Origin of the sequence: Mycoplasma sp. P36-A1, from assembly GCF_049478495.1 — a bacterium.
Classification (GTDB): domain Bacteria; phylum Bacillota_I; class Bacilli_A; order JAJDGJ01; family JAJDGJ01; genus P36-A1.
On sequence record NZ_CP168083.1, the window covers coordinates 1,327,361 to 1,353,146 of the forward strand.

A 25,786-nucleotide genomic window follows, 5' to 3' on the forward strand; every position below is an offset into this window, starting at 1 on the left:
CTTCTATGATAACTACTTTTTATATCTAGGACACAACTACTGTTTGTTATTGCATATTGTAAACTGCAGTGCTATAATATTAGTGTAATAACATGTAAGGTGTTGAAAGACTTAAAAGGGAATCTAGAAATGCTAGAGCTGTCCCAGCAACTGTAAAGTGGATCATATATTAGTATACCACTGAGTTAATTATTAACTTGGGAAGGTTATATATGAAGTGAAACCAAGCCAGTAGACCTACCTTATTGAATCGTCCTGGGTATGACAATATTATTAAAACTTGAACTTAGGACTTTACTCATTCTAAGCTCACAAAAAATAACAACTCAAAAATACTCTCTGAAATAAATATATTCAGGAAAGTTATTACAAAAAGGCAGTTTATGCTGTTTATATATTTTAAAAAAGTTTGCTTCCATCCAAAGCAAACTTTTTTTATACTTCTATTGTTTTGTCTTATTTTTATTGCTATTATTAGTTTATGAATGGAGGTTTTTCTTATGTTTAGAGAAATGAGAAGATTTAAGCAAGGTTTAGCAACAATGGAAATTGATGCGGTTTTAAATAGAAACAGTTCTGGTGTTTTAGCTTTAAATGGTGATGATGGTTATCCATATACTGTACCCTTAAACTATGTTTATCATGATGGTAAGATCATTTTCCATGGTGCAAAAACTGGGCACAAGATTGATGCTATTAACAATAGTTCTAAAGCATCTTTTTGTGTTATTGATAAAGATGATGTTGTAGCTAAAGAATTTACATCAAAGTTTAGAAGTGTTGTTGCTTTTGGAAAGGTTACTTTAATTTGTGATGATGTTTTAAAACAGAAAACCATTGAATTACTCTCTTTAAAGTATTCTAGTAAATATATGAAAGAAGCTTATAAACTAATTGATGATGAGTGGAATTTCTTTCAAATGTTTGAATTAGAGATTGAACACATAACTGGAAAAGAATCTACAAAATTAATGATGAATAAATAATTTTAACAGTAAAAGGCCTACAAAATGATGTAGGCCTTTTTTAGATTTTTATTTACTATAACTAATTACAAATAATGATACCATTATAATAATTGTTAATAATTGAATAAAATTTAAAATTTTCTTTTGAATTTTGCTCATATAATCAACTCTTTCGTATGTATATTATAATTATACAATAATGTTAAAAGAATTAATATTTAAAACATTTATAATACAAATTATTTTATTGTTATTTTAAATAATTGATAATTATCTTTTATTAAAGCTATTATGAAAGTTGCTGCTAACATATCTGCACTTCCACCACAACTTATATTATGCTTTAAACAATACTTTTGTATATAATCATAATCATTAGTGTTAGTTGCTAATGATTGTAGTTTATTTAAATGATCAAGACTACTTCTTTTAATAATAGTAGTATCTTGTAATAGAGAAATAAGTAATAAATATGTTTTAGTATCATCTCTTGTAGTTAAATAATAAGGAACTATTTTATCAAAAAGAATATCATATCCATTATAGGCATACTCTCTTATTCCACCTATTCCATGTTGTTTATAAATACTTATTCCAGCACTATTATTTTTAAGTGCTTCAAAGTCAGTAAATATGTCTTTAGATAGAGTTTTTATTGCAGCACTTGCATCTGTGTAACTACTACTTATACTTAAACCAGCTAAAATCATTAGTATGGTAAAAATAGCACCTTTATGAGTATTAATTTTATTAGTTGCATTAAACATAGCTTTTTCCATTTCAATTCCTAATATTCTTAACTCTTGAAAGTCTTTAAGGTTTATATCTGTTAATTTATTATATAATGGTGCTAATACACTTATACTTTTTATAAATGTTTTATAATCCATATCAGAATGTGAACCTTGTGTTTTAATTCCTACACAACCAAAATTGTAGGGTTTATTTATTTCATTTATTAAGCCATATAAAACTAAATTGCTATACACTTCAGCTTTATTATTAAAAATATCTTCTATTATTATTTTTTCAAAATATTCTTTTAACTGTTCATATGAATGTCTTTGGCTTCTTACACATATTTTAGCATTTTCATCGCATATAAAACATGTTCTTGCCGCAATGTTAAAGTCTTTTCTAGAATATTGAATATCTTGATAGTATACATCTAGATCTATTAAACGTCCTATGAAGCTATCTTCTACTTCAATCGCTTTTAATTTAGCACTTTTAACTTCTTCACTACTAAGTATGTACATTATTAAACCTTCATTATCAGAAGTCATATAAAAATCGTTAATATTAAGTTTATTAGCTAATATCATATAAGCCTTAATTACTGCATATGCTGTGTAATGATTGTTTTTATTAGCCCCTACATAATTAGCTTTTATTACTAATAATGTTTCATTATTTTCTTGAAGTTTTTTTTGATAAATACTGCGTTGTTCTCTATCTTGAAGTAGTTTATTAATTTCTATATTTAAGTTGTCTTCCATATATCCTCCTAAAAAAGAAAGTGCTAAGCACTTTCCTGTTCATTATTTTCTTCATCTTCATGATGAATTGGATGTACTGTTACTTTAACTAAATCTATTCTATTGTCATCTAGTATTTCTATATGTAAGTCTAGATTTTCAAAAGTAACATCTTTATCTTCAATATTATCAGGTAAATCACCTAATTCATTTATTATTAAACCTGCAATTGTATCATATTCTTCAGCATTTTCATCTAATTCTAAATCTAATGCTTCATTTAAGTCTATAATTGATACATATCCTTTTACTAAATATGTATCATCACTTAATTGTTGAATATCATCATTTTGATCATATTCATCTTCTATTTCACCAACTATTTCTTCAATAACATCTTCAATTGTTACCATACCAGAAACTCCACCATATTCATCAACTAAGATTGCAATGTGTTTTTGATTTTCTTGTAAATCTTTAAATAAGATATCAATTGGTTTTCTTTCAGAAGTAAAATAGGCATCTTGTAATATCTCTCTAATATTTATATCTTCAAATCCTACTTCATATGCTTTATGCATTAAGTCTTTTAAATATAAAATACCTATAACATTATCGCTGTCATCTTCAAACACTGGTACTCTTGAATACATCATATCAAAGTACTCATCATAGTATTCACTTAAAGGTGTATCTATATCCATGAAAAACATATTTTTTCTTGGTGTCATAACATCTTTAGCTATTTTATTATCAAATGTGATTATAGAATCAATCATATCTTTTTCTGTATCATTAATTAAGCCATGTTTCTTTCCTACTTCTAACAATGAATTAATTTCCTCTGCGGTTACTTGCTCTTCAATATTTTCAGTATTTATACCAAATATTTTCATGAAAAACTTAGTTGACCAACTCAACACTTTTACAAAAGGTGCTGTAAATTTAGATACTACAGAAATAATACCAACTGATTTTAAGGCGATTTTTTCTGAATTTTGTAAAGCTACTCTTTTAGGAATAAGCTCTCCAAATACTAAAGTAAAAAATGCTAATATAATAGTAATCAGTACAATTGCTAAAGTGTTAGCACTATTTCTAGGCATTCCTAGATTAGTAAACACTGCCTCTAATGGCGCTGATAAAGTAGTTGAAGCAAATGCTGATGATAAAAATCCGGCTAATGTAATACCTACTTGAATTGTAGATAGAAAACTAGTTGAATCTTTTAAAATATTCATTAACTTAATTGCATCTTTTCTTCCTTTTTCTGCTAATGTACTAATTTTGTTTTTGTTCACTGAAACAATTGCCATCTCTGCTGAAGCAAAAAAAGCATTTACAATGATCAATATGATAATTAATGCTACTTGCATTATGGACCCAGGGTCAAATTCCATTTTCATTCTCCTTTATTTTTATAAAATATATATTATGTATCTTACCATTTTTAAGCCTTATATACAAGCAAACACATTATTTATATATATGATATTACTTATATTTAATTACTTAATTAAAGCTTATTTATATCTTTTTAAATCATTTAACAAACTAATCATTGATCCTTCATAATTAAGTAGGTTTACTTATTTACAATTATGAGTAACATTTTCTAGTTGTAATTTAAAATACCTCTATAGTTTTTTAACTAAAGAGGTATTTAATATTAGTTCATTTTCTTTTGATCATTTATTCTTGTGTTAATTAAGAATACAAGTATTAATACTAAAATTATTAACATTAAGAATAATCCACCTAATATCATTATATTTGATGGTTGGAACAGTATTGTAAATATTGTTGTATTTTCATCAAAAGCAACTTGAAACATTTGATTAAACATAAACAATGATACAATTACTCCTATTGCAAATGGTACTAATTGTGAAATAAATGCTTCTAATGATGTTGCTTGTAATATTTGTTTTTTAGACATTCCTATCTGTTTAGCAATTACATATTCATTTATTCCTTTTTCCATATTTTCTAATGTTCTAAAGAATATTGCCATCATTAATGCTATTGAAGTTATAATACTTGCAAGAAGTAAGATTAATTGAAATAATCCAATTGCAACATTACTAAGCATTAAAGTAATTGGTGTTTGATCTATAACTGCAACTTTATTATTATTTAAAACTGGATCTGTTAAAAACATATTATTATATTTAAAGAATTCATTTTTTTGTGGTAGTTTATCTCCTGAAACAACATAATATGGTGTATAATCACTTTTATTTAAACTTTCATAATCAGCATCTGAAAGTACTATTATTGTTGGATCAATAAAGTTATTTGATAGTTCATTTGTATGTTGCATTGTATCTGGATCATATAAGTTAAAGTAATTACTGCTTAGTTGTGCTGTCAATAATCTTCCTACTTCATCATTATAAGCTACTTTATTTAAGTTTTCACTAGCTAATAAATTACAATAATCTTGCATTAAATTACAGTCTTTTTCATTTACATTAGAAGTTGTTTTATTTATTACAACCTTACTACCTCTAAATTTAGCATAATCATTAAATGTTGAAGCTTTTATAATAAGTAAATTTTGAGATGTTGTTGTATAGCTATATTGATTATCATCACTATCATTTTTAAATTGAACATCACTTGAATTAAGTATTTCATATGATTTGTTATTTATATCGTTTTCGCTCATTAAATTTGCATATTTTTCAGTTGCTTTTTGTGAATCACTTACAACCATTAGAGGATTTTTAACAAAACCATCTGCTTTAGTAAGAACTGAATCTAAATAACCAAATGTTGTTGTTATTATTACAGTTACAACAGCAGCAATTATTGTAATAAATGCCATCATTTTGTATAGTCCTTTTACACTACCACCTAAGTGTGAGAATGCTAGTTGTCTTACTGGCTTACCTAAACCTTTACCTTTTTTAGTAAATGAATAAAAATAATTTAAGGCAAAACCTCGATATAAAGTTACTGCTACAATTATTCCTAGTAATAGATAAAGAGCAATAGTAGGTAATGTCAATGTAGTTGGAATTATAAATATTGAATAGAATACTAAGATAATTGTACTAATAATAAAGATGAAAAATGATACATATGGTTTTTTAGTCACAACATCAACTTTTACTTGATCACCCATTAATTGAACAATTGAACTTTGTGATATAGCTTTAAGTGGTGCTATTGCCATTACTATATATACTAATATCATTATTATTGCTACATCAGACATTCCACTTAATAAAATACTAAAGCCAACATCGTGTGCTTGAAAACCTAATAAACTCATAGCAGTTATTGAGAATAATCTTGAAGTTATAACGCCTAAAAACAATCCTATTACTACTCCTGAAATAATTATTATTAAGTTTTCAATTAAAAACATACTCCAAATAGATTTTCTATTTAAACCTAATGTTTTTAATAGTGCTATTTCTTTACTTCTTCTTTTCATAAAGAATCTTGATATGTATGCTGTGAAGAATAATATTACTGCATACATAAAATATTTAAGAAATTCAAAGACTGATTTTAAATCTAGTTCACCCATTGAAGCTGATTCAAATCCAAGTTGAACGCTAAGTTGTGCTTCGATATTTGTTAATTGATATATTATTGTGAAAAGCACTCCTATTGTCAAAGAGTAGGCTAAAAAGAACCCTTGTGATCTCTTAATATTTTGTGTTGCAAGTTTAATCAACATCGAAATCACCACCAAGCATCATTGATACTTTAATTATTTGTTCGTAAAATCCTTTACGGCTTAAAGCTCCTTTACTTAAACTATGGAATATTTTACCATCCTTTATAAAAACTACTCTTGAAGCAAAACTTGCACTAAAAGGATCATGTGTTACTAACATTGTTGTTATACCTTTAGTTTGGTTTTGTTGTTCTAAATTAGAAAGAAATCTGTGTGCATTTTTACTGTCTAATGCTCCTGTTGGTTCATCAGCAAAAACAATTTTTGGATTAATAATCAAAGCTCTTGCAATTGCAACTCTTTGTCTTTGACCTCCAGATAATTGATATGGTAATTTATCTAAATATTTTTCAATTTCTAATTCTGTTGCAATCTTTTCTACTCTTTGTTGGATTTCTTTTTTCTTAACTTTTTGAATAGTTAAAGGCAATGCAATATTTTCTCTAACATTTAAACTATTTAAGACATTATACTCTTGAAAGATAAATCCCATTTGTTGTTGTCTAATTTTTTCCATTTCATTATTCTTAATCTTTTCATATGGTCTTCCATCAAAAATAATTGAACCACTTGTTGCTTGATCTATTCCAGACATTAAATTCAACAATGTTGATTTACCACTACCTGATGGTCCCATTATCGCTACAAATTCACCATCTTCTACTTCTAAACTTATATTGTCTAAGGCCAATTCTTGACCATATAATTTTGTTACATCTACTACATTAATCATTGTAATACCTCCTTGTTGTATTTATATTATAGGTTATTTTGTTTCTTACTTCATTCATTTAATCTTATATTTATCTTACAAAAGCGTAATATTCAAGAAAAAATAGACCTTTCAGTCCATTTTTTAATCAGTATATAATTTATTAAATGTAATACCAAACTCTGTTGTTTTATCATACACTCTTACCTTAATATCTAAATCTAAGAATTTTAAAGATTTTTTCACCATATAAATTCCTATGCCAGTTGATGCCATACCTTTATTTATACTATTAGAGCCAGTATATCCTTTTTCAAATATCCTTTTACTATCTTGGATTGATAATGGTGATCCTATACTTTTTATCCAAAGAGTATTATCACTTAGGTAAATAGATAATTCACTTTTATCATCTGCATATTTTAAAGCATTAGCAAATATTTGTTCTAAAGAATATCTAAGTGTTCTTTCATCACTTAAAATAGAAAAATCTGGTATATCTAGATTAATACTCATTGATTTATAAAAGAATTGATCTTTATTTACTTTAATAATTGTTTTAATTAAATCTTTTACATTAAATTTATCTGGTTTAATATCATCTATTTCAAGTTCAATTTTATCAAACATTATTTTTTTATTAACATCATCACTTATTTTAGTAGCAATACTACTTAATATTCGTATATCATCACTTTCAAACTTAGTCTTATTATTTGCAATGAATAATTTTAATGTAGATAATGGTATTTTAACATCATGGATCCATCGATTCTGTTCTTCATTCATTGATAACATTTTAGATCTAAGTCTAGCATTCTTTTTAAACATTTCTTGTAACAGTTGATTATTTTTATATTCATCTATAACATAATCATGTTCTTCAAATACAGTTAATTGTTTATTCTTAATATTAAGCTGCTTCTTATAATTAATTATATTTAATGTTAATAAAATTAAATATAATATTGTTGAGAATATTACAACATTTATAAAAGAGTTTCTTGTCATGCCAAAATCATCATCAAAAACTTTAAATATCGCAAATATTCCTAGATTACCTATCCATAAAAAAGTTAAATAAACAAAGGATAATTTATTATTTTCCAATTCTATAGCCTACTTTTCTCTTTGTCTCAATTAAATCTTCTCCAGAAATATCAACAATTTTCTTTCTTAGTCTTGATAGGTTTACATTAAAGGCATTATCATCGATAAATGAATCATTATCCCATAAATAGTTCATTAATTCATCTCTATTTACATATTGTTTAGGGTGCAACATTAATTTTTGAAGTATTTTGTATTCATTTTTAGTTAGATCTTTCTTTTCATTACCATATGAGATCACAAATTTTTTAAGATCTAATGTTAATCCTTCATATGATAATGTATCAGCTGACTCTGTTGATGTCTCATAATCATATGCTCTTCTTAGTATTGCTTGTATTTTTATAATAGTTAACTCTAAATCTATTGGTTTAGTAATGTAATCATCTGCTCCAATACTCATAGCCATTACTTTTTCAAGTCTTTCATCTCTACTTGACATAAATAAAATTGGAACAGTACTTTTATTCCTAATTTGTGTTGTCCAATAAAAACCATCATTATATGGTAAAGTTATATCCATTATTACTAAATGTGGATCTACTTTTAATATGAAATCGGTAATACTTTGAAAATCCTCTATTAAATATACTTTATAATTAAACCTTTCTAAGGCTATTTTTACTTCATTTGCTAAATCTATATCGTCTTCTACTAATACTATTTTATACATAATTATCACTCCTTTATTTGATTATACATTATTTTAAAATTTAGTAAAATTTTTAGACATATTATCATTAAAAAAGGTTCTATAATTTATAGGGTGGAATAACAAATTCAAGTATTGCTTGAATTGTTATCCACCCTTAAATTGTTAATATAAAGAAAAAGACATTTATCTTTGTTATAATTTAAGCGACAAAACTAAATTAAGGAGATAAATGTCATGATTAATAATAACATAATTAATAAAAACAATAAAGAATTAAAAGAAATTATTGGAATTAATGACTCCAATATTAATATATATAAATTTCAAGATGAAAAAATTAAAGATAATATTTCTAAAGTATTTTATGGAATTCTATTTTTTAATGATAATGTTTGCCCTAAATGTAATAAAGTTCATAATAAATTTTATGTACATAATAAAAAAGTATCTCTTATTAAATTACCTATGGTTTCTGGTTTTGATGCTTATTTAAAGCTTACTAAAACTCGTTACAAATGTATGGAATGTTATAAAACTTTTATTCCTGCTAATACCCTAACAAATCCTGGATGTTTTATTTCTAATAAAGTTAAATATCTTATTGCTCTTAAATTAACTGATATGCTTACTTGTACTTATATTGCTAAAGATCATAATGTGTCTACACATTCTGTTTTTAGAGTATTAGATACTTATGCAGAGGCTGCTAAATCTACTACTATTAAATCTTATTTACCAAAAGTTCTTCATTTTGATGAGTTTAAATCTACTAAAGATGCTGATGGCAATATGTCCTTTGTTATTATGGATGGTGAAAAAAGAAAGCTACTAGATATCGTAGAAAACAGACAAAAATCTTACTTAGAGAACTATTTTAGCTACTATACAAAAGAAGCTATTGATAATGTTGAATATATTGTAATTGATATGTATACACCTTATATTGAAATCATTAAAAATGTCTTTACTAATGCTAAAATAATATTAGATAGATTTCATATTTATCAAAATTTAACTAGAGCCTTTAATAAAACTAGAGTTGCAATTATGAATGCAGATGAAAAAAACAGAAATAAGTTCAAAAATTTTTGGAAACCTATATTACAGTTAAAAGAGAATCTTTCAGAAGTGATGTTTAAGCATGCAACCTTTAATTATAAGTTTACAAACAATAAAGCAATTCTAAATTATTTAATCGAGAATAATGAGGACTTTAAAAATAATTATGAAATATATCAAGATTTACTATTTTCTTTAAAATACAATAATATGGAAATGTTTAAGAAAACAATTGATCAGCCTAATAAATTAGCTTCAGATAAAATTAAATCTTGTATATCTACCTTTATTAAGTATTACGAATATATTAAAGATAGTTTCAATGTTGAGTATGATAATGGAATAATAGAAGGTACAATATCTAAATTCAAAAAGTTAAAAACAATATCTTGCAGGTTTAGAAGATTTGAAAGATTAAAAACTAGAAAAATGATACAAGAATTATTAATTGTATAGAAAAAGCATAAAAAAAAGGATATAACATTTCTGTTATATCCTGTTCTAACTCATGTATCAAATTGTAAAATTCCACCCTATTTGACAAAGAGCCTTAAAAAAAGGATATAACATTTATTGTTATATCCTGAGTAAATCATGCATCAAATAATAAACTTCTATCCTATTTGATATTGAAGTTTTAAAAAACAGTGCTACAATCACTGTTTTAAAAAATATATTAGACAAGAGAGAATTTTTATAATTCCCTATTTAAAGTATATTCCAATACTTATGTTAATTCAATAGATTTATATTGATTTATCTTATATCTTTTCTATATATAAATAATAAATATTTATACTACTCTATCATTTCTTGTCCTCTGTTTTTTTCTATTGCTATTTTATATAACATATTTGCTAACTCTACATCAAACATTGCCATACCAACTACTTTAAAGAATGTTGTTCTTCTAGTATTTATTGGTTTTACTACTCCATTTATAACATTTCCTAAAGTATATATATTATTTGCTGGGAAAATTCCATTGTCTACTGGATCAATTAAATCTCCACTTTCTTCTCTAGCATAATAAACATCTGTATATGCATTTTTTAGATGTGTGAATAAAGCATCTGGATATTCTCTCATATCTGGACGATAAGAACCAATACCTACAAAGTATTTACCTTCAAATAATGCAGGGTCATTTGGAATGACTGGTGTTTGAGAATAAGTTGCTGTTATTATTAATTCACTTTGTTTTACTACATCAGTTGAACTATCACATAAGATAAATTCCATATCTTTTAGTTTCGCAACACTTGCATAATCATCAGCAATTTTTATTAATTTTTGTTTTAATATGTATGAAGCTTCATCTGATAAGTCGTAAATGTATATTTTTGAAATATTTGGTCTCATAACTACTGCAAAGATAACTTGATAAAATGATTGAATACCTGCTCCAATTATTCCTAGACTTTCAACTGTTTCTGGTGTTGTATATTTTATACCAGCAGCAGCTACTGCAGCTGTTCTCATTGATGTTAATATACTTCCATCAAGGATACATTCTATTTTTCCACTTTCACTATTATTTAGTAAAACTACTCCTTGTATTGCAGGCTGTTGATGTTCTCTATTAGATGGGAAGATAGTTTGAATTTTAGATCCTTTTACCTCATCTGAAAAATATGGCATATACAAGTAATTATGGTCTTGTCTAGTAATTCTTAATCTATTTGGCATTAAGTAATTACCTTCTTCATACTTCACCATTAAATCTTCAATTAATGCAACAGAATCTTTTATATCTATTAAATCGGTTACTGTTTGTTTGTTTAAATAAAGCATTATGATGCCCCCCTTTGTTTTTTTTGACTTAAATTTATTTTATCACATATTAAAAGAAATAGCCTTTAATTAACTATTTTTCTAAGCTAATAATTTATCTTTTGTTTTATCAATCCAAACAGCTCCTATTGGTGCTGCAACTAGAATGGATAATAATCCAATTGTCTGTAGTAATTCTCCTGAGCTTATTCCTAATGCTAATGGTGTAGATGCTATTGCTGCTTGTACTGTAGCTTTAGGTGTAAAGGCACCTGCAATAAATAGTTTTTCTTTTTTATTCAAGTTACCTTTATATTCACTAATATACACTCCTACAATGCGCATGAATAATCCTAGTAAAATTATTATTAATGGAAATATACCATATTTTATTAGACTTGATGCACTTATTGAAGCTCCTACAAAGACAAATAGTATTACTTGTACAAAGACCCAAATATTTGCAAATGACTCTTGAATCTTTGCGGTTTGTAATTCGGTTTCACCACTTATTAACAATGATAAAATTGCTACTGCAAACATGCCACTTATATTTATTTTATCACTAAATATTACTTCTATTCCAATAGCAACAAATGACAATGCAATAATTAAGATAACTTTTTGAATACTAGAAAAACTAAATATTTTAGTTGTCAGTTTATAGGTATATGTTATTATTAAACCTAAAATTAAACCAAGTATTAAGGCGATTAGTATGTTTATAATACTTGTTATTTCAAAGTTATTAGCCTGATTTGCTTGTATTAGTATTCCAAATAACAAAACAATATAAATACCTTCTATTGAAGTCGCACATATTAATGTTTCACTTATTCCTTTGTTGTTTAAGCCCTCTTTTTTTATTTGAAGCATTTTAGGTACAATTACAGCAGGCGATGATGCTGCAACAATACAACCACATAGAAATCCTTGAATGATGCTTATATTAAAGATAAAGGATGTAGATAGACTTACAATTATTATTTCTAATATTGATGGTATAAAGGACATTAGTGTCGCAGCTTTTTTGACTTTATAAATATCTTTTATCTTAAGTGAAATCCCAGCTTGTAGTAATAGGATTATTAAAGCAATTTTTTTTATCTCATCTGAGAGATCTAGTACTTGTTTATCTATTAGATTTAAGCTAAATGGCCCAATTAACATACCTGCTATTATCATTCCAAAAATACCTGGTAATTTTATTTTCTGACTTAATTTTGCAAATACTAAACCTACTATTATCATTATTGCGATGCTTTCAAAAAACATTTGATTACTCCTTTGTATATTAAAACAAAACCTATTTTAGGTTTTGTAGAAATCTTATTTTTTTATCTTTCTTTAAATCAAATTGGTATGCAGTCAATATTACTATATATAATATAGCACTTATTAAAGATACACCTAAGACAGTTATGCTTTCACCATTATATGTAATAAAGTTAAATAATAAAAACATTACTTGATTATTTATCATACTATGTGAATTCAAATAAAAACCTATTTGATCCATAAAATATTGGTTATAGAAAAATAAAATCACAAAGCTTAAAACTACACTTATTTTCATATAACGATACTTTGTATCATCAGTTTTTTCAAAAAATAGTATCGCTGCCATTAAAACTACAAAACTAATTGATGAAAAGATAAATGGAAAATTATAGATATACATTATTCCACCGTTTGTCATCAATGAGATATTAGTTATATATATATTTACTTTATCATATACACTTACATTATCAATTAGTGCTACATGAAATGTATAACTTAAAATTGAATTTATTGTTATTAAAAATATTGTTATTAGTATTAAAAAAGCAAAATTTCTTTTTAGTTTCATAATTTATTCTCCCTCATTCTACTACATTTCTATTTTAACAAAATTAATAATATTTTTAAACTATAATAAATAGAAAACTAGAAATATACTAATTTGTATTATTTCTAGTTTAAATCATTATATTCTGTTTTTAAGAAAAAATATAATTAGCTTTCAAGTTTGCAAAATATAACTTTACACATAACTCATCAATTATAATATAAACTTCACTTTTCATTTATTCATCTCCAAAATAATATTAATAATATTTGTACTACACTATTATGACACATCTCGTTTACATATGGCAAACTATATGCTATTAATATTAAATTAAAACTAAACTAAGAGCCATTATTGCCATTCCAGCAATAAATCCATAAATAATTAAATGGTGGTCTCCATATTCATGTGCAGCTGGCAGTAATTCATCAATACTAATATAAACCATTATTCCTGCTATCACACAAAATACTACTCCAAGTAGTCCATCATTTAAAAATGGCATTAATAAAAAGTATGCTATGATTGCACCTACTGGTTCAGCAAGACCTGATAAAAATGAAAATTTAAATGCTTTCTTTTTATCTTTTGTAGCATAATAAATTGGTACTGAAGCTGCTATTCCTTCTGGTATATTATGGATTGCTACTGCTATGGCAATACTTATACCAAGTTGAGGATCTGATAGTCCTGCAACAAAGGTTGCAATACCTTCAGGAAAATTATGAATTGCTATGGCAATTGCTGACATCATCCCTACTCTCATCAACTTCTTTTCTTTTGTGTTTATAGCACAATGCGCTCCAATGGCTTTTTCAATTTCTTGGGCACTCATTTGTGCATTACTACTACTTTGATACATTTCATATTCTTGTGGACTTACAAGCTCATGTGGGTTTGTTTCATTTGGAACTAGAAAATCTATTAAAGCTGCTATGGCAATACCGCCAAAAAAGGCTAAAACTCCAAATAACTCACCTTGTTTACCATCAAAAAATTCTACTAAATTTTTAACACCTTCTGGTAATATCTCAACAAATGATACATAAACCATTACACCTGCAGAAAAACCTAAAGATGCAGCTAAAAACTTCATGTTAGTAGTTTTAGCTCTTAATGCTATTAATGAGCCAATACCGGTTGCTAAACCGGCAAACATTGTCATTAAAAATGCTTGTATAACTACATGAGTTTCAAACATTTAATCTCCCCCTTTTTTCTAATGATTATGCACTCCATGACTAAAGAGTACTAAAGCTAAACCCATTACTATCATTCCTGCTATTACTCCATATACAACTTTATGTCTATCACCATATTTGTTTGCTGTTGGTAATAGTTCATCAAATGCAATATATATCATCATCCCACTGACTAAAGCAAAGATAAATCCTAATATATTATCAGTTAAATATGGTTTTAGAAAAACATGTGTTAACACTGCTCCTAGACCTGTTGCTAATGCAGACAGTGTAGTTATGCCTAAAGCCTTTAGTGGCTTTTTACTTGCATAGTATATTGGTAAAGCAATAGCTATTCCTACTGGAAAATTATGTATAGCAACACTCATCATTAAAGCAATTCCAGTATCAAATTCACTAATAAACGATAAATAAACAGCTGAACCCTCTAATAAATTATGGACTGCAATTGTAACTGCTGTTATAACTCCTAATCGTAAAATATGTGAATTATCATCATTTTCGTTATTACTATTTATATGAGCATGTTCATGTGAATGTGGTAAATATCTATCAAGTAAGTGTGCTATGATTACACCACAAAGCAAGGCAAACATAGCCATAACTCCACCAAATGATGATCCTAATGAATCACTTAGGTGTTCTATACCATGTGGTAAGACTTCCATTAAACTTGCATAAATCATTATTCCCGCACTAAATCCTAAAGATAAATGCGTATAGCTTTTTAATTTATCTTTAAATAGTAAACTGAACAATGCTCCAACGATCATTGCACAACCTGCTAATGTTGAATAAATTAAACCATATATTTCATTACTCATTAAATCACCTCAATCTTATTTATAATAATTATAACCTAGACTATATGGAAATACTACTATTATTTTATTAAAATGACATCTTTTATACAAGTAAGATGAAACTTTATCATAAAAATAAAAAAACATCTCTAAGAGATGTCATTTGTTACATGGTGGCTTCGGACGGAATCGAACCGCCGACACGAGGATTTTCAATCCTCTGCTCTACCGACTGAGCTACGAAGCCAATGGCGGTCCAGACGGGACTCGAACCCGCGATCTCCGCTGTGACAGAGCGGCATGTTAACCACTACACCACTGGACCATTGGTTGCGGGGACAGGATTTGAACCTGCGACCTTCGGATTATGAGCCCGACGAGCTACCGAACTGCTCCACCCCGCGATGTATAAATATTCAATTTTTTAATAAAACTTAATGGCGGAGGAAGAGGGATTCGAACCCCCGCGACCTTTAACAGCCCTGTCGGTTTTCAAGACCGATCCCTTCAGCCAGGCTTGGGTATTCCTCCGTATTAAAATTGGTAGCGGGAGAGGGACTTGAACCCCCGACCTTTCGGGTATGAACCGAACGCTCTAGCCAACTAAGCTACCCCGCCAACTCTTGTATTTTATTAAATGGTGGAGCCTAGCGGGATCGAACCGCTGACCCCCTGCGTGCAAGGCAGGTGCTCTCCCATCTGAGCTAAGGCCCCATTTAAATGGTCGGGAAGACAGGATTCGAACCTGCGACCCCCTGGTCCCAAACCAGGTGCACTACCAAGCTGTGCTACTTCCCGACATATCTTATGTTATTTAAAAATGGCGCGCCAGGCAGGAATCGAACCCACAACCTCCTGATCCGTAGTCAGGCACTCTATCCAGTTGAGCTACTGGCGCATTTATTTGTTCTGTAACTTAAGACTAATATATTATAGCATAGTAAAATACTGTTTGCAATTATTAATGTTACAAATCGAATAGTTTTTTGTTATAACGGTGTTAATTAATGGTATATAATTATTATCGATTATAATAGTATTATTTTATGAGTGTAAGTATATAATTCAATTAAATATTCTTATAAACTTTGACTAATATTACTATTAAAAATTGGTATGTATCATATAATTAAGTGATTTATATTGATTAATTTCTCGACATTAATAAGTTATCTTTTTCATACAACTCAATAATTAACATTTTTAACATACTTTGTATTATTATTTTAAATAGTATTAAAATGACTCTTATTCAATTTTTAGTATCGATAGCATAGTAACTGATTTTACTGTTGTTTCAAACTAAACTTTTGATTTTATATTTTAAATTAAATTATTTATAATATATAGAATTGCGCTGTTTATATATTTATCTTTTATGCTTATCAAATCACTTTTTTATAGATGGTTATTAAAACTTAAAAAACAATATTAACAGTATAGTCAATATTTGTCCATGTCTTAATTTGTAATTTAATGTTTGTTGAAGAATTTATTGGTTATTATAATAAGGACAATGTCTTTTTACTTTTTATTAACATTATGTGCAATTCAATTTTATTTACAAACCAAAAAAAGCCTTTAATAGGCTTTAGTTTTTATAATGGTGGCTTCGGACGGAATCGAACCGCCGACACGAGGATTTTCAATCCTCTGCTCTACCGACTGAGCTACGAAGCCAATGGCGGTCCAGACGGGACTCGAACCCGCGATCTCCGCTGTGACAGAGCGGCATGTTAACCACTACACCACTGGACCATTGGTTGCGGGGACAGGATTTGAACCTGCGACCTTCGGATTATGAGCCCGACGAGCTACCGAACTGCTCCACCCCGCGATGTCTTTTATTCTGTTTTTCTTTTAAATTAAATGGCGGAGGAAGAGGGATTCGAACCCCCGCGACCTTTAACAGCCCTGTCGGTTTTCAAGACCGATCCCTTCAGCCAGGCTTGGGTATTCCTCCGGATTTAAAATGATGGTGGACCTAGCAGGACTCGAACCTGCGACCTACCGGTTATGAGCCAGTAGCTCTAACCAACTGAGCTATAGGTCCATCAATTTATTTAATTTAAAAATTGGTAGCGGGAGAGGGACTTGAACCCCCGACCTTTCGGGTATGAACCGAACGCTCTAGCCAACTAAGCTACCCCGCCGTGTTTCTAATAATATTAATGGTGGAGCCTAGCGGGATCGAACCGCTGACCCCCTGCGTGCAAGGCAGGTGCTCTCCCAGCTGAGCTAAGGCCCCATGTTATTTTTAAAAATGGTCGGGAAGACAGGATTCGAACCTGCGACCCCCTGGTCCCAAACCAGGTGCACTACCAAGCTGTGCTACTTCCCGTTAATTAAGATTTTAATTAACTTGCTTAGAAATTATAACATATTTTTTAATTAAAAATCAATACTTTTTAAAGATATTTTTTTGATTAATTTTTTGTTATTGCAACCAACAAACTCTATTATACACGATAGTTTTTTCATGTCAACAATATTTATGATAAAACTTAAAATTATTGATATATTAGGTGTTTTATACAGCTTCTATTAAATATTTTTATGTTTATATATTGATTAAAATATAAATGAAGCTATAAAAATAGCTTCATTATTTATGTGTTATTCTTTATTTTTTGAATCTAATCCTTCTAACAATTTTCCTAAGTCATTATCTTCATATGAAGTAGTATTTTTTGTTTGAGCTGCTTTTTCATTTTCTTCTAGTTTATTATTAATGTTACTCATTAAATGTTCACTTGTATCTGCTAATTCTTTATCATCACTTTTAGATTCGTTATTCTTTTCTTCTTTTTTTATTTTCTTAATTTCTTCTACTACTGTTTTGATATCAAAATTGGTATTTTCTAACTCTTCTATTTGTGTTTCTTCTTCTTTTACTTTTAATGGTTTTATTATTGTTAATGCAGGATGACTAAATGCTCCATCTGCATAATCTTCACTCATTTTTTTATCCATAACTAATGGTAAATCATCTACACTTGCATCACTTTTTTCTTCTTGAGTATCTACTGGTTTTGTACTTGTAATAATATTGTTGTTTTCAATATTTTCAAGTGAGTTAGCATTTACTCTATCTTCTAATTCTTTTTCGTATTTACTTTTTTCATTTTCATCATCAAAATTTATTTTTTTAGTTTCGGTATTTTCTTCTGGTTGTACTGAAGGTTCTATATCACTTTCATACATTTCATATTTGCTATTCTTTTTCTTTCTTACTGCACTAAAAATTATAGCAATTACTATTAATGAAACTACTATTGCTAGTGGAATCTTATTTTCTAATAAAATATTGTACCAGTGGCTCTCTGATTCACTCACTGTTTTGTCACCATCGCTGTTTTCAGAGCTTTCTGGCTGTGTTTGTGCATTCCTATCATATAATTCTCTTACTTTGGTATTCAGTTCATTACTGTCTTTTATTTTGTTATAATCTAATGTTAGAACTTGCAAGTTGTTCATTGTATTCAAAGGCACTGCACTTGTAATATTGTTATTTGAGATATCTAGATATCTTATATTAGATTGATCTGTTAAAAAATCGATATTTTTCAATTGATTGTTAGCTAAATCTAAGTATGATAATTTTTGAAAATCTTTTAAGTTTAATACTGTTGTTATTTTATTTGATGCAAGATTTAAATTGATAATATTTTTTGGTAAATTATTTATTTTAACTAATTTATTGTTATCTGCTTCTAATACTACTAGTTTAGTAAAATTAGTTAAACTAGAAATTGTTGTTAAATCATTATCTGATATATTCAATTCTTTTAACTTAGATAATCGCAAAATAAAGTCAAGATTATCTAGTTTATTATTGCTTATATCTAAAGCCTCTAAATTGGTGAATTCACTTAAGATGTTTAAATTTTCATCTCTTGTTCCTCTAACATTTAAGTTTGTTAATGAGCTTACATAGTACAATGAATTAAGGTTATTAATATTTCTATTATTTGTTAAATTTATTGTATGCAGTTTATTTAAATATCCCATTGCTCCAACATTTTTGATATTATTGTTTGAAAAGTTTACTTCTTCTAATGCAGGTAATTTGGTAATGTCAGCTATATTTGTAATTGAAGCTGAACTACAGTTTAATATTTTTAAGTTTTCTATTTCACTATTTTTTACTTCATCACTTAGGTCTTTTTCCAAGTTTTTAGCTACACAAGATGCAAAGTTTTCATTTGTTGGAAATGTCGCTTTAAAGGTTGCTGCATTAATACTTTTTACATTCAATAATGCTATTGCTGTTAAAGCAATAGTTAATACTTTCTTTTTAATCACTTTTTTACCCTTCATTTTTTCCCTCCTAGTAACTTACTTCTATCAAATACAATCCACAACCTGGCGCTATTTTAGAGTAGGCGCTTATTTGTTTTTTATTTAATAGTTTTAGCATTTCTTCTATGCTTTTATTCTCTTGTGCTACATCTAATAATATGCTTACTAACTTCCTAATCATGTATCTTAAAAAACCTGTTCCATAAAAATCGATTATTAATATCCCTGATTCTTCTTTAAATCTTATTTCATGTATTTCTTTAATACTATTTTGGTTAATTGTTGCACTTGAAAAGGTTCTAAAGTCTTTTTTTCCTATTAGATGTTTAGATGCCTCAATCATTTTTAATATATTTATTGGTTTACAATATTGTAATTCATAATTTTTTTTAAATACATTATATTCTTTAGTATTTATTTTGTATTGATAGTGTTTTGCTTTTGCATTAAATCTTGGATGGAATTCATTAGCTACAATCTCAAAATCTTTTGCATAGATATCATCTGGTAACAATCTATTTATTGAAAAAAGAAAGTATTGCTTCTCAAATTCTTTAGTTGATTTAAAGGTTACTACTTGTCCTTTAGCGTGGACTTTGGCATCAGTTCTACCTGAAGCTATTAACTTTACCTTTTCTTGTGAATTAAGTCTTGTTATAGCTTTTTCTAATTCATCTGAAACATTTCTTTCTTTTACTTGTGATTGATACCCATAAAATAGTGTACCATCGTATTCAATTGTTAATTTGTAATTGAATACCATGTTACAACTCCTGTATAGATGATTGATATTATTATAGCAATGGTATCAATATTTTGCCATTTGTATTGATTAAATCTTGTTCTTTCTGCATCTGGACTATATCCTCTTGCTTCCATTGCATCTGCTAAATCTTCAGCTCTTTTTATTGATGATGTGAATAATGGTATTAGCAATGATATTATTGCTTTTACTTTAACACTTAATTTATTAGATTGAAAATCTACTCCTCTTGATGTTTGTGCTACCATTATTTTGTTTGTTTCTTCTACTAATAGTGGTATAAATCGTAGGGCTATTGAGATCATCATTGCTAATTCATGAGCTGGAAAGCCTATTTTTTTAAGCGGGTTAAACATTTGTTCTAATCCTAAGGTTAAATCTAATGGTTTAGTTGTCATTGTTAATAGTGAACTGACAAAAACCATTAGTGTAAGTCTAAACAATATTAAACATGTTTGATAGATAGCTCCTGTGTATAATTTGAAAAATGATAATTCAAAAAGTAAGTCACCTGTTCTTATGACAAATGAATTTATTATAAATAAAAAGACGAACATAAAAGCCATTATTTTCAGCCTTTTTATCATTTCTATTACTGATAGTTTTGAGATTTTTATTAATATAATTATTAGTATTGTTGTTGCTACATAGACACTTATATCTTTTATGATGAAAATTCCAACTAACAAAATAATCATGGCAATTATTTTAGCTAGAGGATTAAGACGATGTACTAAACTTTTAGCTGGTACATATGTTCCAATTGCAATGTTATTTAGTAGTGCCATTATCTAAAACTCCTTCAATTAGTTGGATTAATTTTTCAAATTTAATCACTTCTGTTGGTTTTGTTAACATGCATTGAATATATGCTTGTAGTAGCTTTGGTTTTTCTATATTATACTTATTCAAATCTTCTCTATTAAAAAAATCTAAGGTGCTATCATCATACATTATTTTGCCATCATTTATTAATATTACTCTTTTTGCATAATCATATACTACATCCATGTCATGTGTTACTAAAACTATTGTTTTGTTATGTTCTTTGTTTAATGTTTCTATTATACTCATGATTTCAATTATACCTTGAGGATCTAATCCTGCTGTTGGTTCATCTAAAACTATAACATCTGGTTCCATTGCTAATATTCCAGCTATTGCTACTCGTCGTTTTTGACCACCACTTAAATTAAATGGTGATTTTTCGAATATATCTTCATCTATATCTACTAGCTTTAAATATTTCACTGCTCTTTTATGGGCTTCTTCTTCGCTTACATCAAAGTTTTGTGGTCCAAACATTACATCTTTTATTATTGATTCCTCAAATAATTGATACTCTGAAAATTGGAATACTACTCCTACTACTTTTCTTAATGGTTTATAACTTGTTTTTTTATCATCATTTGTAATTGTGTATTCATTTATTTTTAAACTTCCTGAAGTCGGTATTAGTATTGCATTTAAATGCTGTATTAATGAACTTTTACCGCTTCCTGTTTTTCCCACTATTGCTAAATAATCTCCATTATTAATATCTAAATTAATACCTTTTAAAGCTTTGTATTCAAAGGGAGTATTTATTCCATATGTATATATCAAATTTTCTATCTTGATTGGCATAATTGTTCATCTAACTCCTTTAAAGTCATACTACTATGGATGTTATAACCATCTTTTTGTAGTCTGTTTGATATTTTCAAGGCAAATGGTATATCTAAACCAATTTCAACTAATAATTCATAGTTATTCTTAAAAACTGTTTCTGGATTACCTTGTAATATTACTTTACCTTTATCTAACACTATTACATAATCAGTGTTCATAGCATAATCTATATCATGAGTAATACTTATGATTGTTTTTTCACCACTTTTTTGTAGTGCTGCTATACTATTGTTTACTTCATTTACTCCAACAGGATCAAGCATACTTGTCGCTTCATCAAATATTAATATTTGTGGATTCATCGCTAGTACTCCTGCAATTGCAACTCTTTGTTTTTGACCTCCTGAAAGTCTTGTTGGTTCATGTTCTAAATAGCTTTCCATTCCTACCATTTTTGAAAATTTTTCAATTATTTCGGGCATTTTCCTTGGATCTATTTGATAGTTTTCTAAGCCAAAAGCTATATCATCTTTTACTGTTGAACCAATAAATTGATTATCAGGATTTTGAAAAACTGTTCCTATTTTTCTTCTTATTTTATAAACATTTTCTGGTGATTGCTCTAACCCATCAACTATTATTTTACCTGTATTAGGACTAATCAATCCTATAAACATTTTTGCAAGTGTTGATTTTCCACTACCGTTATGTCCTAAAATGCAGGTGTGTATATTTTCATCTATTTCTAAAGATAGGTTTTCAAAGATTTTTTCTTCTTCATCATCGCCACTTAAATAACTAAAACTTACATCTTCTACTTTAATCATAAGTTACTCCTTGCTTTATTCTAAATTTTTGTGAATTTCTTTTTTATAAAATTCTACACCTGGTTGATCAAATGGATTTACTTTTATTAAATATGATGAATATGCACATGCATACATCATTGTACTCATTAAATAACCTAAGTTATGCTCATTTATTTTTTCGATTTCAAAAAATAAATTTGGTACTTCACCTTGAACATGAGCACTAATAACTCCACTGACTGCTTTTTGATTTATATCATTAAGCCCATATTTTGTATATTGGTTTAAACCATCAAAATCATCTTCTTCTAATGGAATATGCAAATTAAATTTAGCATCTCTTACATTAAATACTGTTTCAAACATTATTTTAGGACCATCTTGAATTATTTGTCCTAATGAATGTAAATCTGTTGTAAAAGTCATTGATGTAGGTATTATTCCTTTTCCATCTTTTCCTTCACTTTCAGCAAACAGTTGTTTTAACCATTCACAAAAATATTTTAATGAAGGTTCATACACAACATAATTTTCTATTTTTTTAGATGCTGTTGTATTTAATAAAAGTCTATTAACTGCATAGTTATAGGCTATATTATCATTACTTTCAATAAAGTTTTCTTTTGCTGCTAATATAGCACCTCTAATGAAATCTTTTACTGCAAACCCTGCAAATGCAAGTGGAACTATACCAACAGGACTAAACACTGAATAGCGTCCTCCTATATCTTTTGGTATTGAAAATGAAGTGATATCATTTTTGTTTGCGAATTCTCTTAAAGCTCCATTGACTGGATCTGTTGTAATTATTATTCGCTCTTTTAGTTGATCTTCTCCATATTTTTTTACAATTAACTCTTTGAATATTCTAAATGCTATTGCAGGTTCTAGTGTTGTTCCTGATTTTGAGATGACATTAACGACAAAATCATTATCCCAACAATAAGCATATATTTGAGCTAAGTAGTCACTTGATATATTATTACCTACAAACATTAATTTATATTCTGAATTTAAATCTTGACCATTCATTGCTTCATACACTGCTTTACTGCCTAAATATGATCCACCAATTCCAATTACTATCATCAATTTAGCTTTAGCTTTAAAATTTTCAATTGTTTTTATTATATTATCTACTTCTGTAAAGTCATAATCTAATAGACTATCATTCCATCCTAAAAATTCTGCAGCCCCCAAAGCTGTTTTTTCTAACATTCCTTTTCTTATCATTACATAGCGATTTCGCATGTATCTAGGATCAAAGTCTATTAAGTTATTCTCATCATTAAATTTCAACATTTTATTCTCCTTTTCGATACTGTTCTATCCATTGTGGTAGTTTCAGTCTTAACTCGTCAAAACCTTTTTTGGTTTCGCTAATTAATTCTTTGTTTTTATTATATAAAGATTTGTTTTTAGTACGACGTCTAGGTTTAGTAATTGCACGACGTGAAAAAATAATGTGATTATTACTAGTATCCACATCCATTATTTTAACTTTTACTTTGTCTCCTATTTTTAAAAGAGAGTCAACACTTTTCACATAATCATGAGATATTTCAGATATATGTAAAAGTCCTGTTTCATCATTATCAAGGACTATAAAAGCACCATAGGGTTTTATTGATATTATCTTACCTTCGACTATGTCGCCTTTTCTATGTTTCATACTAACACCTCGAATACAATTATAACATAAAATGAGTATACATTAACATTAAAAAAGATAATTACTAACCAAAATCAAGTGATTTTTTTTAAGGCTTATTTTAATTTTATATTTAAATGTGTTATAATTAATATGAATGGAGGTTATAATATGTTATATACTTTTTATCCATTAATTGCATCACTTTTATCAAATGTAATCGCACAGTTGCTTAAGCCTGTTACTAAATATGTAAAAACTAAGACTTGGGATCCTTACCAGATATTAGCTGCTGGTGGCTTTCCTAGTTCTCATGCCTCAACAATGTCAGCAATGACTTTGTCTTTAGGTTTTAAGGATGGCTTTGACAGCTCTGTTTTTTTTCTTGCTTTAGCTTTAACTGGTATTATTATGTATGATGCTATGAATGTTAGACTTTATGCAGGAAAACATATTGCTTTAACGCAAAAATTAATCAATGATTTAAAAAATCTACAAACTTTAAAATTAGATGATCCTATTTATTTAACTAAGTTAAAAGAAATATTAGGTCATGAAAGAATAGAAGTTTTTGGTGGCTTTATTCTTGGAATAATTGTTAGCACATGTTTATTTATATTTATTAATGGAGGTCTTTAAAATGAAAACAATTGAACAACAAATAAATGAATTTACAGAAACTATTAGACCATATCTTAGAAGAGATGGTGGCGACTTTGAAGTAGTAAAATTTGAAGATGGTATAGTTTATATTAAAATGTTAGGTCAGTGTGCTGGATGTGGATCTAGTGCTGTTACTTTAATGTCTATTGAAGAAATGATGGTTGAAGAAATACCTGGAATTGTAGCAGTTAAGGAAGTTTAATATGTCTACTTTGGTTATTGCTGGAAGTAATAGTATTAATTCCATTAATCAACTATTTGCTACTCAGCTAGCAGTAAATAATAATTATGAATTTTTTGATACTAGAATGTTAGAAATACCATTGTTTAATCCTGATATTTATAATGAGGGTAATATTCCATATGATATTATTGGTTTTAATAATATGCTAAGCAATTATCATAATATTATAATTTGCTTTTCTATATACAATAATATGATTTCTCCTTTTTTGTTATCTTTTTTTCAGTGGTTATCTTGTTTAAATAAAGATATGTTGGATAATAAAAATATTATTAATATTAATGTTACTAAAAATCCTTTTTCTAATGATTATGCGCTTAATTCCTTAATCAATGTTGAAAATTCATTTAAAGCAAATATTCTTGAAAATATATTTATTAACTCATATGAATTATCAAATGATTATAGTAATATTTATAAAAATATTTCTAATTTAGTGAAATAAAATAGTATCT

General features: G+C 27.7%; 23 protein-coding genes, 16 tRNA genes and 1 riboswitch. Of the genes, 5 read left to right on the forward strand and 34 right to left on the reverse strand.

All coding sequences use genetic code 4. The features are described from left to right. The first annotated feature begins 80 nt into the window (after nucleotides 1–80). Nucleotides 81–259, forward strand: a riboswitch (cobalamin riboswitch). A gap of 241 nt (nucleotides 260–500) precedes the next feature. Then, the gene (locus ACD762_RS06420) at nucleotides 501–986 is read left to right on the forward strand and encodes a pyridoxamine 5'-phosphate oxidase family protein (RefSeq protein WP_423363164.1); all 486 of its coding nucleotides are present in this window, start codon (nucleotides 501–503) and stop codon (nucleotides 984–986) included. Between the two features lie 221 nt (nucleotides 987–1,207). On the opposite strand, the gene citX is transcribed toward ACD762_RS06420, so the two are convergent. The 6 genes from citX to ACD762_RS06450 all read right to left on the reverse strand — a co-directional run bounded on the left by citX (nucleotide 1,208) and on the right by ACD762_RS06450 (nucleotide 8,635). Next, on the reverse strand, nucleotides 1,208–2,467 hold the full coding sequence (citX, locus tag ACD762_RS06425; RefSeq protein ID WP_423363165.1) for a citrate lyase holo-[acyl-carrier protein] synthase: 1,260 nt from the start codon (nucleotides 2,465–2,467) through the stop codon (nucleotides 1,208–1,210). 23 nt (nucleotides 2,468–2,490) lie between these two features. Beyond that, nucleotides 2,491–3,846, reverse strand: coding sequence for a hemolysin family protein (locus tag ACD762_RS06430; RefSeq protein WP_423363166.1), 1,356 nt, complete (start codon nucleotides 3,844–3,846; stop codon nucleotides 2,491–2,493). Nucleotides 3,847–4,115: 269 nt separating this feature from the next. Next, nucleotides 4,116–6,140 carry an FtsX-like permease family protein gene (locus ACD762_RS06435; RefSeq protein WP_423363167.1) on the reverse strand — a complete coding sequence of 675 codons (2,025 nt, stop codon included), beginning with the start codon at nucleotides 6,138–6,140 and terminating at the stop codon, nucleotides 4,116–4,118. Then, the gene (locus tag ACD762_RS06440) at nucleotides 6,130–6,873 is read right to left on the reverse strand and encodes an ABC transporter ATP-binding protein (RefSeq protein WP_423363168.1); all 744 of its coding nucleotides are present in this window, start codon (nucleotides 6,871–6,873) and stop codon (nucleotides 6,130–6,132) included. Before ACD762_RS06440 ends, ACD762_RS06435 begins: the two co-directional genes overlap by 11 nt. Before the next feature lie 123 nt (nucleotides 6,874–6,996). Further along, the gene (locus ACD762_RS06445; RefSeq protein ID WP_423363169.1) at nucleotides 6,997–7,962 is read right to left on the reverse strand and encodes a sensor histidine kinase; all 966 of its coding nucleotides are present in this window, start codon (nucleotides 7,960–7,962) and stop codon (nucleotides 6,997–6,999) included. After that, nucleotides 7,952–8,635, reverse strand: a complete 684-nt coding sequence (locus tag ACD762_RS06450) for a response regulator transcription factor (protein ID WP_423363170.1) — start codon at nucleotides 8,633–8,635, stop codon at nucleotides 7,952–7,954. Before ACD762_RS06450 ends, ACD762_RS06445 begins: the two co-directional genes overlap by 11 nt. Before the next feature lie 216 nt (nucleotides 8,636–8,851). On the opposite strand from ACD762_RS06450, the gene ACD762_RS06455 reads away from it, so the two are divergent. Next, nucleotides 8,852–10,132: an ISL3 family transposase gene (locus ACD762_RS06455; protein WP_423363171.1), complete on the forward strand. Its 1,281-nt coding sequence runs from the start codon at nucleotides 8,852–8,854 to the stop codon at nucleotides 10,130–10,132. Nucleotides 10,133–10,474: 342 nt separating this feature from the next. On the opposite strand, the gene ACD762_RS06460 is transcribed toward ACD762_RS06455, so the two are convergent. The 28 genes from ACD762_RS06460 to ACD762_RS06595 form a co-directional block, all read right to left on the reverse strand. Continuing rightward, nucleotides 10,475–11,470: an ornithine cyclodeaminase family protein gene (locus ACD762_RS06460; protein WP_423363172.1), complete on the reverse strand. Its 996-nt coding sequence runs from the start codon at nucleotides 11,468–11,470 to the stop codon at nucleotides 10,475–10,477. Nucleotides 11,471–11,551: 81 nt separating this feature from the next. Then, a complete protein-coding gene (locus tag ACD762_RS06465; protein WP_423363173.1) occupies nucleotides 11,552–12,724 on the reverse strand; it encodes a cation:proton antiporter in 1,173 nt (390 codons plus the stop codon). Between the two features lie 31 nt (nucleotides 12,725–12,755). Further along, nucleotides 12,756–13,301 carry a hypothetical protein gene (locus ACD762_RS06470; protein WP_423363174.1) on the reverse strand — a complete coding sequence of 182 codons (546 nt, stop codon included), beginning with the start codon at nucleotides 13,299–13,301 and terminating at the stop codon, nucleotides 12,756–12,758. 307 nt (nucleotides 13,302–13,608) lie between these two features. Further along, nucleotides 13,609–14,484: a zinc transporter ZupT gene (zupT, locus tag ACD762_RS06475; protein WP_423363175.1), complete on the reverse strand. Its 876-nt coding sequence runs from the start codon at nucleotides 14,482–14,484 to the stop codon at nucleotides 13,609–13,611. 18 nt (nucleotides 14,485–14,502) lie between these two features. Further along, nucleotides 14,503–15,309, reverse strand: a complete 807-nt coding sequence (locus ACD762_RS06480) for a ZIP family metal transporter (RefSeq protein ID WP_423363176.1) — start codon at nucleotides 15,307–15,309, stop codon at nucleotides 14,503–14,505. A 150-nt stretch (nucleotides 15,310–15,459) separates the two neighbouring features. Beyond that, a tRNA-Phe gene (locus tag ACD762_RS06485) sits at nucleotides 15,460–15,535 on the reverse strand. A 2-nt stretch (nucleotides 15,536–15,537) separates the two neighbouring features. Further along, nucleotides 15,538–15,613, reverse strand: a tRNA-Asp gene (locus ACD762_RS06490). A 2-nt stretch (nucleotides 15,614–15,615) separates the two neighbouring features. Further along, nucleotides 15,616–15,692 (reverse strand) — tRNA-Met (locus ACD762_RS06495). Between the two features lie 34 nt (nucleotides 15,693–15,726). Next, a tRNA-Ser gene (locus ACD762_RS06500) sits at nucleotides 15,727–15,819 on the reverse strand. A 10-nt stretch (nucleotides 15,820–15,829) separates the two neighbouring features. Beyond that, nucleotides 15,830–15,906 (reverse strand) — tRNA-Met (locus tag ACD762_RS06505). A 20-nt stretch (nucleotides 15,907–15,926) separates the two neighbouring features. Beyond that, nucleotides 15,927–16,002: transfer RNA gene (locus ACD762_RS06510), tRNA-Ala, on the reverse strand. A 7-nt stretch (nucleotides 16,003–16,009) separates the two neighbouring features. Then, nucleotides 16,010–16,086, reverse strand: a tRNA-Pro gene (locus ACD762_RS06515). 23 nt (nucleotides 16,087–16,109) lie between these two features. Then, nucleotides 16,110–16,186 (reverse strand) — tRNA-Arg (locus ACD762_RS06520). Between the two features lie 706 nt (nucleotides 16,187–16,892). Next, nucleotides 16,893–16,968: transfer RNA gene (locus ACD762_RS06525), tRNA-Phe, on the reverse strand. A gap of 2 nt (nucleotides 16,969–16,970) precedes the next feature. Further along, nucleotides 16,971–17,046 (reverse strand) — tRNA-Asp (locus ACD762_RS06530). A 2-nt stretch (nucleotides 17,047–17,048) separates the two neighbouring features. Continuing rightward, nucleotides 17,049–17,125, reverse strand: a tRNA-Met gene (locus ACD762_RS06535). Nucleotides 17,126–17,158: 33 nt separating this feature from the next. After that, nucleotides 17,159–17,251, reverse strand: a tRNA-Ser gene (locus tag ACD762_RS06540). Between the two features lie 13 nt (nucleotides 17,252–17,264). Next, a tRNA-Ile gene (locus ACD762_RS06545) sits at nucleotides 17,265–17,341 on the reverse strand. A gap of 23 nt (nucleotides 17,342–17,364) precedes the next feature. Beyond that, nucleotides 17,365–17,441, reverse strand: a tRNA-Met gene (locus ACD762_RS06550). Nucleotides 17,442–17,460: 19 nt separating this feature from the next. Beyond that, nucleotides 17,461–17,536, reverse strand: a tRNA-Ala gene (locus tag ACD762_RS06555). Between the two features lie 16 nt (nucleotides 17,537–17,552). Further along, nucleotides 17,553–17,629, reverse strand: a tRNA-Pro gene (locus ACD762_RS06560). 275 nt (nucleotides 17,630–17,904) lie between these two features. After that, nucleotides 17,905–19,608, reverse strand: coding sequence for a leucine-rich repeat domain-containing protein (locus tag ACD762_RS06565; protein WP_423363177.1), 1,704 nt, complete (start codon nucleotides 19,606–19,608; stop codon nucleotides 17,905–17,907). A gap of 10 nt (nucleotides 19,609–19,618) precedes the next feature. After that, complete coding sequence (truA, locus tag ACD762_RS06570) at nucleotides 19,619–20,353, reverse strand: tRNA pseudouridine(38-40) synthase TruA (protein ID WP_423363178.1); 735 nt, start codon at nucleotides 20,351–20,353, stop codon at nucleotides 19,619–19,621. Then, nucleotides 20,332–21,141, reverse strand: coding sequence for an energy-coupling factor transporter transmembrane component T family protein (locus ACD762_RS06575; RefSeq protein WP_423363179.1), 810 nt, complete (start codon nucleotides 21,139–21,141; stop codon nucleotides 20,332–20,334). Before ACD762_RS06575 ends, truA begins: the two co-directional genes overlap by 22 nt. Then, nucleotides 21,125–21,979 (reverse strand): energy-coupling factor transporter ATPase, encoded by an 855-nt coding sequence (locus ACD762_RS06580; RefSeq protein ID WP_423363180.1) that lies wholly within the window; start codon nucleotides 21,977–21,979, stop codon nucleotides 21,125–21,127. The genes ACD762_RS06575 and ACD762_RS06580 overlap by 17 nt, the downstream gene beginning before the upstream one ends. Continuing rightward, entirely contained in the window at nucleotides 21,964–22,791 is an 828-nt protein-coding gene (locus ACD762_RS06585) for an energy-coupling factor transporter ATPase (RefSeq protein ID WP_423363181.1), read from the reverse strand. Before ACD762_RS06585 ends, ACD762_RS06580 begins: the two co-directional genes overlap by 16 nt. Before the next feature lie 15 nt (nucleotides 22,792–22,806). Then, complete coding sequence (locus tag ACD762_RS06590; protein WP_423363182.1) at nucleotides 22,807–24,075, reverse strand: glucose-6-phosphate isomerase; 1,269 nt, start codon at nucleotides 24,073–24,075, stop codon at nucleotides 22,807–22,809. 1 nt (nucleotide 24,076) lies between these two features. Beyond that, nucleotides 24,077–24,445, reverse strand: a complete 369-nt coding sequence (locus ACD762_RS06595; RefSeq protein ID WP_423363183.1) for a CvfD/Ygs/GSP13 family RNA-binding post-transcriptional regulator — start codon at nucleotides 24,443–24,445, stop codon at nucleotides 24,077–24,079. Nucleotides 24,446–24,595: 150 nt separating this feature from the next. Between ACD762_RS06595 and ACD762_RS06600 the strand changes: the two genes are divergently transcribed. Genes ACD762_RS06600 through ACD762_RS06610 form a run of 3 tightly spaced genes read left to right on the forward strand, consistent with a single transcriptional unit; the run spans nucleotide 24,596 to nucleotide 25,776 of the window. Next, complete coding sequence (locus tag ACD762_RS06600; RefSeq protein WP_423363184.1) at nucleotides 24,596–25,063, forward strand: divergent PAP2 family protein; 468 nt, start codon at nucleotides 24,596–24,598, stop codon at nucleotides 25,061–25,063. 1 nt (nucleotide 25,064) lies between these two features. Next, nucleotides 25,065–25,289: a NifU family protein gene (locus ACD762_RS06605; protein WP_423363186.1), complete on the forward strand. Its 225-nt coding sequence runs from the start codon at nucleotides 25,065–25,067 to the stop codon at nucleotides 25,287–25,289. Nucleotide 25,290: 1 nt separating this feature from the next. Beyond that, nucleotides 25,291–25,776 carry an NAD(P)H-dependent oxidoreductase gene (locus ACD762_RS06610; RefSeq protein WP_423363187.1) on the forward strand — a complete coding sequence of 162 codons (486 nt, stop codon included), beginning with the start codon at nucleotides 25,291–25,293 and terminating at the stop codon, nucleotides 25,774–25,776. Nucleotides 25,777–25,786 lie beyond the last annotated feature (10 nt).